At 70.7% G+C, this 8,759-nt stretch carries 10 protein-coding genes; 5 read left to right on the top strand and 5 right to left on the bottom strand.

Annotated elements, in window-relative coordinates; translation table 11 throughout:
* Together G3I19_RS31735 and G3I19_RS31730 are read left to right on the top strand one after the other, a co-directional pair.
* Positions 1-582: LysR substrate-binding domain-containing protein (locus tag G3I19_RS31735; protein ID WP_164267170.1), on the top strand; the 582-nt coding region annotated here is incomplete at its 5' end.
* Positions 583-649: 67 nt separating this feature from the next.
* Positions 650-1,564, top strand: coding sequence for a serine hydrolase (locus G3I19_RS31730; RefSeq protein WP_164267169.1), 915 nt, complete (start codon positions 650-652; stop codon positions 1,562-1,564).
* A gap of 79 nt (positions 1,565-1,643) precedes the next feature.
* On the opposite strand, the gene G3I19_RS31725 is transcribed toward G3I19_RS31730, so the two are convergent.
* From G3I19_RS31725 to G3I19_RS31715, 3 genes are all read right to left on the bottom strand, one after another.
* Positions 1,644-3,101 carry a sugar porter family MFS transporter gene (locus G3I19_RS31725; RefSeq protein WP_203600750.1) on the bottom strand — a complete coding sequence of 486 codons (1,458 nt, stop codon included), beginning with the start codon at positions 3,099-3,101 and terminating at the stop codon, positions 1,644-1,646.
* Between the two features lie 192 nt (positions 3,102-3,293).
* Positions 3,294-4,262, bottom strand: coding sequence for a pyridoxal-phosphate dependent enzyme (locus G3I19_RS31720; protein WP_164267167.1), 969 nt, complete (start codon positions 4,260-4,262; stop codon positions 3,294-3,296).
* 143 nt (positions 4,263-4,405) lie between these two features.
* On the bottom strand, positions 4,406-5,200 hold the full coding sequence (locus G3I19_RS31715) for an SAM-dependent methyltransferase (RefSeq protein WP_164267166.1): 795 nt from the start codon (positions 5,198-5,200) through the stop codon (positions 4,406-4,408).
* A 234-nt stretch (positions 5,201-5,434) separates the two neighbouring features.
* Here G3I19_RS31715 and G3I19_RS31710 point away from each other — a divergent pair, with 234 nt between their 5' ends.
* The gene (locus tag G3I19_RS31710; RefSeq protein WP_164267165.1) at positions 5,435-5,620 is read left to right on the top strand and encodes a hypothetical protein; all 186 of its coding nucleotides are present in this window, start codon (positions 5,435-5,437) and stop codon (positions 5,618-5,620) included.
* Positions 5,621-5,750: 130 nt separating this feature from the next.
* On the opposite strand, the gene G3I19_RS31705 is transcribed toward G3I19_RS31710, so the two are convergent.
* Together G3I19_RS31705 and G3I19_RS31700 are read right to left on the bottom strand one after the other, a co-directional pair.
* The gene (locus tag G3I19_RS31705; RefSeq protein ID WP_164267164.1) at positions 5,751-6,578 is read right to left on the bottom strand and encodes a nucleotidyltransferase domain-containing protein; all 828 of its coding nucleotides are present in this window, start codon (positions 6,576-6,578) and stop codon (positions 5,751-5,753) included.
* 145 nt (positions 6,579-6,723) lie between these two features.
* Positions 6,724-7,419, bottom strand: coding sequence for a FadR/GntR family transcriptional regulator (locus G3I19_RS31700; protein ID WP_164267163.1), 696 nt, complete (start codon positions 7,417-7,419; stop codon positions 6,724-6,726).
* Between the two features lie 151 nt (positions 7,420-7,570).
* On the opposite strand from G3I19_RS31700, the gene G3I19_RS31695 reads away from it, so the two are divergent.
* Both G3I19_RS31695 and G3I19_RS31690 read left to right on the top strand, forming a co-directional pair.
* Positions 7,571-8,530 (top strand): dihydrodipicolinate synthase family protein, encoded by a 960-nt coding sequence (locus G3I19_RS31695; RefSeq protein WP_164267162.1) that lies wholly within the window; start codon positions 7,571-7,573, stop codon positions 8,528-8,530.
* A partial coding sequence (locus tag G3I19_RS31690; protein WP_164267161.1) for an ROK family protein occupies positions 8,527-8,759 on the top strand: 233 nt, incomplete at its 3' end. The genes G3I19_RS31695 and G3I19_RS31690, both read left to right, overlap by 4 nt.

The following is an 8,759-nucleotide window of genomic DNA, read 5'->3' as shown; positions in this document are numbered from 1 at the left end:
CCCGAGGTGCCGGCGCGGGTCGCGGCGGCCGTGGCGGCCGCACCGGTACGGGCCGGCGAGCGGAGCCGGATCGCCGTGACGACGGCACCGACCGTCACATTGCTCTCCGAGACCGCCGCGGGACGGCTCGACCTCGCGGTGATCCGGCATCCGGCCGTACTGCACGGCCTGGCGGCCGACCGGGTGGTGCTCTTCCCCACCTGGGCGCTCTCGCCCGCCGGCCTTCCCGCGGGAACCCGTGCGAACACCCGGCGGCTGCCCGTCGCCGTACGTCCGCGGGACGAAGCCCCGGCGGCGCACGATCTGTTCGTCGACACCCTGGCCAGCCGTGGGCGCCGGGTGGAGACCCTGGTGGTGTCCGACGAGCGTGCCGGACTCGCACTGGTCGCTGCGGGACAGGCGGTGCTGGTGACCGCCGACGACACCCTGACCGCCGACGGCGTCGAGCGGGTCAGGACGACCGACCCGCCCCTCCCCCTGCGGCTGCGGGTGGTGTGGGACGCGCGGCGCCCGGACTGCGAAGCGACCGCGCGGACGGCTCAGTTGCTGGTCGAGGCGCTGTCCCTGCAGGCGGCGGCATGAGCGGGACAGGACGGCGCAGCGGTGTGCAACGCACAACTGGGGTACGGAACATGACGGAGTACGGCGCATGACCGGGGTACAGCGCACGACGGGGGTACAGCGCACGATCCGCGGTATGTTCGCCGACGCGGGTGTCCGCGGCTGGCTGCACGTGGCCGAGCTGCGGCGTCCTACGGCGTACGTATCGGTCGATCCCGATGAACCGGTCCCCGTCGGCTCGGTCTACAAGATGCCGCTGATGGTCGCTTTCTGCCGGCTGGCCGACAGCGGAGCTGTGGACCCACGCCTGCGGGTGACGCTCGAACCCTCGGACCGGATGCCGGGGCCGACCGGTATCTCCGTCCTCCGGGACGCGGTGTCCATGTCGCTTCGGGACCTGGTCGCCCTCATGATGACCATCTCCGACAACACCGCGGCCGACGCCGTGCTGCGGCGGATCGGAACAGCGGCGGTGGACGAGGTGTGCCGTGACCTCGGTATGCGGGACACCACCGTGCACGGTGGAGTGGCCACCACCTTCGCGCAGTTGGTGACGGAGACCGGAACCGATTCGCTGAGCGCCGCGATGGAGCGCATCTCGGACAACGACACCACTGTGCCACCGGCCGTCTACGACCCCCTGTCCAAGGCATCGGCCACACCCGCGGACATGGCCCTGCTGCTGCGGGCGATCTGGACCGGCCGGGCGGCCTCCGCCGAGAGCTGCGCCTTCATGCGCGGCCTCATGGGAAAGCAGCCGTGGACGCACCGGCTCGCGTCCGGGTTCCCCTACGACGACGTGACGGTGTCGGGCAAGACCGGCACCTTCGGATCGATGCGCCACGAAGCCGGTGTGGTCGAACTCCCCGACGGCAGCGCGTACACCGCCGTGGTGTTCACCCAGGCGGCCCGCGCCGACAGCACCCTGCCGCGGGCCGACGCCGTGATCGGCGCGGCCGCCCGTGTCGCGGTGGAGGAACTGCGCGGCAACGAGGGCCTGTGACGGGGCGCCGGGGCAGCTGCCGTCCGGGAGTGCCTCCTCCTGGGAGAGGGCGCTCCCGGACGGCGGCGTCACCACCGGATCAGTGGGCGGACGGCGTCTGCCCGGCCGTCTGGCGCTGGTATGTCTCGCCGGTCATCGACTCCAGCTCGCGCTGCTTCGTCTCCGGGACCTTTCCGCGTACGAAGAAGAACGAGGCGAGAGCGAAGAAGGCGAAGGTGCCGTAGAGCCAGGAGAGGCCGACCTGGCGGGTCATCGGCTCGAAGGCGAAGGTGACGATGAAATTGAAGATCCAGTTCGACGCGGTGCCGATGGCGAGCGCCATGGCGCGCATCCGGTTGGGGAACATCTCCGCCAGCATGATCCACAGGATCGGGCCCCACGACAGGGCGAAGAAGACCACGAAGGCGTTCGCGCCCACGAGCGCCAGCGGACCGTACGGCCCTGGCAGGGACACGTGGTCGCCACTGCCGTGCTGCTGGGAGAAGGCGACCGCCGTGAGCAGCAGCGACAGGAACATACCGATCGAGCCGATGGTGAGCAGCCGGCGGCGGCCGACCCGGTCCACGAAGAGCATGGCGACCACGGTCATCACCACATTGATCCCCGCGGTGATCACCGAGGTGGTAAAGGAGCTCGACTCGCTGAAGCCGACCGACTTCCAGAGCGTGGTGGAGTAGTAGAAGATCGCGTTGATGCCGACCAGCTGCTGGAACGCGGCCATGATGATGCCGACCCAGACCAGCGGGTGCAGCCCGAACCGCTTGCCGCGGATGTCGGCGAACGAACTGCGGTGCTCCTTGTCCAGGGTCTCCCGGATCTGCGCGACCTTGCCCTCCGGGTCGCTCTCGCCGGTCACCCGCCCCAGCACGCCGGCCGCCTTGCCGTACTCGCCCTTGAGCACCAGATAGCGCGGGGACTCCGGGATCAGCAGCGCCAGCAGGCCGTACACCAGGGCCGGGATGACACCGACCAGGAACATCCAGCGCCAGGCCGCCATACCGAACCAGAGGTTCTGCGAGGCGCCGCCCGCGGCCCCGGCCAGGCCCTTGTTGGAGCTGAGCACCACCAGCTGGCCGACGGTGATCGCCAGCTGCTGCAGGGATCCCAGAGCGCCGCGCCCCTTCGCGGGCGCCACCTCGGAGATGTACGCCGGTGCGATCACCGAGGCGATACCGATGGCCAGTCCGCCGACCACCCGCCACACCATGAGGTCGGGTACGGAGAAGGCCGTGGCCGACCCGATGGAGCTGATGATGAACATCACCGCTCCCAGCACCATCACCCGCCGCCGCCCCCAGCTGTCCGCAAGCCGCCCCGCGTACCAGGCGCCGACCGCGCAGCCCAGCAGAGCGATGGAGACCACGAAACCGGAGAGGAACGACCCGAGATGGAAATGCGAGCCCAGTGCGTCGACCGCGCCATTGATGACGGACGAGTCGAAACCGAAAAGAAAACCGCCCACCGCGGCGGCAATGGAAATACCCACAGCCTTACCGCCGCGGTGGGGTGCGTCTGTGGGATGAGCCGTCTCGGCCATGAACACAATCACCTGACTGACATCGTTGTCCGGCGCGCTTCCGACCGTACGCGGACAGGAAAGCGCACCCCCTTACGTGGGTGCGTCGGCACCTTTACGGCGCTCGCGTACCCACACGGAATCGCGGCACTCCCGCTCAAACCTGTGATTCCCGTCAAGGGCGGCGCAGCCGGCTCCCCCGGCCCGGGCCCGTCAGCTCCCGCAGAGTTCGGCGAACCGCCGGGCGCCGATGTTGCCGCCCGAGATGATCACTCCGACGCGCCGCGGGAGCCGCTCGACGCGTCCTGCCAGCAGGGCCGCGAGCCCGGTGGCCCCACTGGGCTCGATGACGATCTTCAGGCGTTCGAACGCGAACCGCATGGCGTCCCGGATCTCGTCGTCGCTCACCAGGTCGATGCCGTCGACCAGCCGCTCGTTGATGGAGAAGGTCAGCTCGCCGGGGATCCCGGCCGCCTGGCCGTCGGCGATGGTGCGCGGGACCGGGATGGATACCCGCCGGCCCGCCTCCAGGGACCGCTTCGTGTCGTCCCCGGCCTCCGGTTCGACGCCGATCACCCGGATACGGTCCCGCAGGCCCTTGGCCGCTGTGGCGCTGCCGGCCATCAGTCCGCCGCCGCCGACCGGCACCACCAGTGCGTCGAGCCCCCCCGTCTCCTCCAGCAGTTCGAGTGCGGCGGTGCCCTGTCCGGCGATGATGTGCGGGTGCTCGTACGGCGGGATGAGCGCGAGGCCGCGGTCGGCGGCCAGCGCCTCACCGATGGCGACGCGGTCACCGGTGTAGCGGTCGTACGTGACGATCTCGGCGCCGTAGCCGGCGGTGGCGTCCAGCTTCGACTGCGGGGTGTCCTCGGGCATGAGGATCACCGCGGTGGTCCCCAGCTCCTTCGCCGCCAGCGCGACGGCCTGCGCGTGGTTGCCCGACGAGTACGCGGCGATGCCCTTGGCCACCTGCGCGGCCGACAGCCGGGAGGCCGCGTTGTAGGCGCCGCGGAACTTGAAGGCGCCGATCCGCTGGAAGTTCTCGCACTTGAGGAAGACTTCCGCACCGACGAGCCGGTCCAGGGTGCGTGAGCGCAGCACGGGGGTGTGGTGGGCCACGCCCCTGATCTGTGCGGCGGCGTCGCGGATGTCGTCGAGGGTGACCGGCAGGGGGTTGGTCATGCGGGGGCTCCATCGGGGCTCGCGGGATCCAGGCGGGGTGTCCGGCCTGGACCGGCGGACGGGGACGTGGCAGGGCGCGACACGACGGGACGGGCCCTCAAAGAAACGGCAGGACGTGCCAGGCAGGCAGGCACGCAGGCAGGTCAGGGTTTGCGGGCCACGCCCGCGTACATGTTCGTCCCGTTCTCCGGCGGTGCGGCGCCGTCCGAGGGCCGCCAGGACGTCATCGGCACCACCCCGGGGTCGACCAGGTCGAGCCCGGCGAACAGGGCCTCCACCTCGGTGCGGGTGCGCAGATACATGGGGATGCCCCGCTCCGTGTACTCGCGTGCCAGCGCAGCGGACTCGGGGGCGAGGTCCCCGGTGGCGAGGGTGATCGCGAGATAGCTGCCCGGCGCCAGCGGCCGCAACAGGGTCTCGATGAGGCCGTGCGCGTCCTTCACGAACTGCAGCATGGCGATGACCGTCAGGCCCACCGGACGGCCGAGGTCGAGCGTCTCGGACAGGGCGGGATCCGTGAGGAGCGTGCCCGGCTCGGTCATGTCCGCCTGGATGTAGGAGGTCCGCCCCTCGGGGGTGCTGCGCATCAGGGCGTCGGCGTGGGCGAGGACGATCGGGTCGTTGTCCACGTAGACGATGCGTGCGTCCGGGGCCTGACCCTGGACGACCTGGTGCAGATTGGGCTCCGTGGGAATCCCGGTACCGATGTCGAGGAACTGCCGTATCCCGGCCTCGGCGGCCAGCCAGTGGGCCATCCGCCGCATGGTCGCCCGGTTGGCGAGCATGCTCGTACGCAGCCCTGGCCAGGCGCGGAGCGACGCCTCGGCGGCCACCCGGTCCACCTCGTAGTGGTCCTTGCCGCCCAGGATGTAGTCGTACACCCGCGCCGAGTTCGCCCGGTTGCCCTGAACCGGGACCTGCTCGTTCCGCTCGCTCATCCTCTACCGCCCTTTTCGTTCTCGGTGCTGCGCCCGGTGTCCGGAGAGCATAGACGCCGGGGCTTCGGAGTGATCTCGTCCGCCGGCCTCATCGCCCTCGGGGGCGACCGGCCGGAGTTGGCCCGGCTGCGAACCGGAGTTGGAGCCGCACCCGAGAGCGGACAAGGGCATTTCACGCATTCCTGGCGAGCCGGATATATAATTGGTGCAGAGGTCACTACGGAAGGACTTCCGATGACTGAGCTGCAGGACAAGGAGTTCTACGCCAGTGACAGGCCCGCGCATCCGGTGCTGCCGGAGGACCGGCCTCGTGGCGGCGGCCCGAGGGCGCCGATGAAGCACCGCGGCCCCTGGGCGGGCGCGGCCATCGTCGTCGGCATCATTGTCTTGATCATGGTGGGAGTGGCGCTCTTCCCGTGAGCCACACTGCATGACAGACGACGACTGCGGCACTGTCCGCCCCGGTGGGCTGTGCCTTGTTCATGGCCGAATACCCCGCGACTATGGGCTGTTCCGGCTCGTTGCGGAGCCGGTCGCGGGTACGGGCCCGTCATCCCGGTGAGGACGGCAGGCCGTCCAGGACATCCGCGGCCAGCCGGTCCGCGGCGTCGATCGCGGCGGTGAGTTCGCCCGGCGTGGCGCCGACTGTGCCGAACAGGGCGTGGGCGCGCGCGGAGAAGTCGGCCGGAGCGGTCGGGAGCCACCCCGCTGCCTCGACGGCCCCTTTCTCGTTGACAATCCAGCGCCCGGCCTGGGCGTGGACGGCGTGTACGAGAAGTCCCACGACCCGGAACAGACAGCCCGCGACGTAGAAGGCGTCGCCCCGCTGCACACCTTTGCGGGCGATGGACAGGGTGAACGGCACTTCCCATCGCGCGTTGGCGATCAGCGAATCGCGCAGCGGCTGCGGGTACCGCGCCCGGATGTTCCCCTGCAGGGCGGTCAGTTCACCGGTGGAGTCCGTGAGGACGCGTCCCATGGCCACCTCACCGGCGTAGGCGTGAGAGTAGACCCCGAGCGGGTGGCCGGGCTGGGTACCGACTTCGAAGTGCCCGGTCTGGCACTGCTGCCAGACCCGGTGCACGCGGTCCAGGTCCCGGTAGATCCAGTCGATGTGCGTCCCCCCGACTGTCAGCCAGCCACCGCCGTCGACCCAGGGACCCCAAGCACCCGGTTCGGTCACCTCGGCTGCGCCACCGGTCAGCTCGGAGGCGAGGAGCTGGAGGGCGGCGACGTCCAGCGGAGGACGGTAGTAGAGGCCGAGATCGAAGTCCGAGTCTGGCCGATGCGTGCCGCGTGCCCGGCTGCCGCCCAGGCAGACTGCGACGACGCCGTCGATACCGGCCAGCTGGTTCGCGATTCTGACTACCTGGTCCACCTGGTGGAGTCTGCCGAACGGGGGCGGCCCTGGCGACTGGATTTGTTTTACCGGTCGACGTGTCGCACGCACTCGGTCCGGGTGAACTGCGGCCCTGCGGAGGGGCCTTGACCGACCCGGGCCGCCCTGGAGGACACCCCATCCCTCACCCCGTCGCGTCGGGCTCCAGCCGCGCCCTGATGCCGTCGAAGTGCGTGCGCATCGCCGCGCAGGCGCGCGGGCCGTCGCCCGCCGCGATCGCGTCGACTATCTCCCGGTGCTGGGCGAGCGTGGCGGCCGGGTCCTGGTGTTCGTCGCCGGTGTCGCCGCGCACCTGGTCGAGGGCGGCCCAGAACGCGTCGAGCACCTCGCTGAGCAGATGGTTGCCGAGGGACCTGTACAGCACCAGGTGAAAGGCGCGGTCCGTCCTCCGGGCGATACGCCCCCGCGCCGCCTCGCCCTCCATCTCCGCCACGATCCCCCGCAGCACCGCGAGATCCTCGTCGGGCACCGAAGCCACGACGCTGTCGATCAGTCCGGCCTCCAGCGCCTCACGCACCCGCATGAGTTCGTACAGGCTCGCCTCGCCGTTGCGGTGGCGTACCGCCGCGCGGAAAGCGAGGCCCTCGACCAGGGGGGCCAGGGAGAGCGAGCCGACGAAGGTGCCGGAGCCGCGGCGGATCTCGACGACACGGAGGGCCTGCAGCGCCTTGAGCGCCTCCCGGACCGTGACCCGGCCGACCCCGAAGATGCCGGTCAGCTCGGTCTCGGTGGGCAGCGGACTGCCGGAGGACAGTCCGCGGTCGAGTATCAGCCGACGGATACCGGCCTGGACGTCCTCGGACGCCGTACTGCGGACCACTGGGGCTCCTTTCCGGGTTCCTGGCGTGTGACGGGGGTCTCTTTGACGATGCACACGGGGTGGGGATTATTCTAACCGCAGGACATAGGACATCTGATGTCTCATGTTGTGGAGAGAATCTCCAGCCCTTATCTGCACCAGGAGTACCGCCATGGCACTGACCTCCCCCCTTCGCGGGGTCGTACCGCCCGTCTGCACCCCGCTCGACGCCGACGGGGAGATCGACACCGACTCGCTCTCCCGTCTGGTCGAGCACCTCATCGGCGGAGGCGTGCACGGTCTGTTCGCCCTGGGATCGACCAGTGAGGTCGCCTACCTCACCGACGCGCAGCGCGCGACCGTCCTGGAGACCGTGGTCCGCACGGCCGCCGGCCGTGTCCCGGTGCTCGCCGGTGTCATCGACACCACCACCGCCCGGGTCATCGACCACGCCCGGGTCGCGGCCCGGCTCGGCGCGGACGCGCTCGTCGCCACGGCGCCCTTCTACACGCGCACCCACCCCAAGGAGATCGCGGGGCACTTCCGGCGCGTCCGTGCGAGCGTCGACCTGCCGCTGTTCGCGTACGACCTGCCGGTCTCGGTGCACAGCAAGCTCTCCGCCTCCCTGGTGCGCGAACTCGCCGAGGACGGCACCCTGGCCGGGCTCAAGGACAGCAGCGGCGACGAGGGCGGACTGCGCCGGCTGATCGTCGAGCTCGGCGGCCGGGACGGCCGGAGCCAGGGCCCCGTGCCCCGCTTCAGTATCCTCACCGGCTCCGAACTCACCGTCGACGCCGCCCTGCTGGCCGGTGCCGACGGTGTCGTACCCGGGATCGGCAATGTCGACCCCGCGGCCTATGTGCGGCTGTACGACGCCGCCCGCGCCGGTGACTGGACGCTGGCAGCCAAGGAGCAGGAGCGGCTCATCTCGCTCTTCGACATCGTGGACGTCGGCCCCGAGGCCGAGATGGGGCGCAGCTCGTCGGCGCTCGGCTCCTTCAAGGGCGCCCTGCGGCTCCTCGGTGTCATCGCGTGCGGCGACACCGCCTTCCCGCAGATCCAGCTCAGCGCCGAATCCGTCGCACTGATCGACGCGCGGCTGCGCACGGCCGGACTGACCCCGTCCCGATGACGACACCGACGGCACGGACGGCACCGACGGCACGGACGGCAGCGCCGGCGCCGGGGGCGCACACCGGTCCCCTTCCCGCGGGCCCTGTCATCGGACTCGACCTGGGCGGTACGAAGATCGCTGCCGCCCTGGTCGGGCCGGACGGGTCGGTGCTCGCCCGGCACACCCTGCCGACCCCGGCGACCGAGGGCGCCGACGCGGTGCTCGACGCGCTGTGCGACGCCGCCCG

The sequence above is a fragment of the Streptomyces sp. SID10853 genome, from assembly GCF_010548145.1.
Taxonomy (GTDB): Bacteria; Actinomycetota; Actinomycetes; order Streptomycetales; family Streptomycetaceae; genus Streptomyces.
This window is presented reverse-complemented; position numbering and strand designations above follow the sequence as displayed.

Coding starts and splice junctions, on each gene's coding strand:
- G3I19_RS31730 (WP_164267169.1), top strand. CDS start 650: ATGACCGGGGTACAGCGCACGACGGGGGTACAGCGCACGATCCGCGGT.
- G3I19_RS31725 (WP_203600750.1), bottom strand. CDS start 3,101: ATGGCCGAGACGGCTCATCCCACAGACGCACCCCACCGCGGCGGTAAG.
- G3I19_RS31720 (WP_164267167.1), bottom strand. CDS start 4,262: ATGACCAACCCCCTGCCGGTCACCCTCGACGACATCCGCGACGCCGCC.
- G3I19_RS31715 (WP_164267166.1), bottom strand. CDS start 5,200: ATGAGCGAGCGGAACGAGCAGGTCCCGGTTCAGGGCAACCGGGCGAAC.
- G3I19_RS31710 (WP_164267165.1), top strand. CDS start 5,435: ATGACTGAGCTGCAGGACAAGGAGTTCTACGCCAGTGACAGGCCCGCG.
- G3I19_RS31695 (WP_164267162.1), top strand. CDS start 7,571: ATGGCACTGACCTCCCCCCTTCGCGGGGTCGTACCGCCCGTCTGCACC.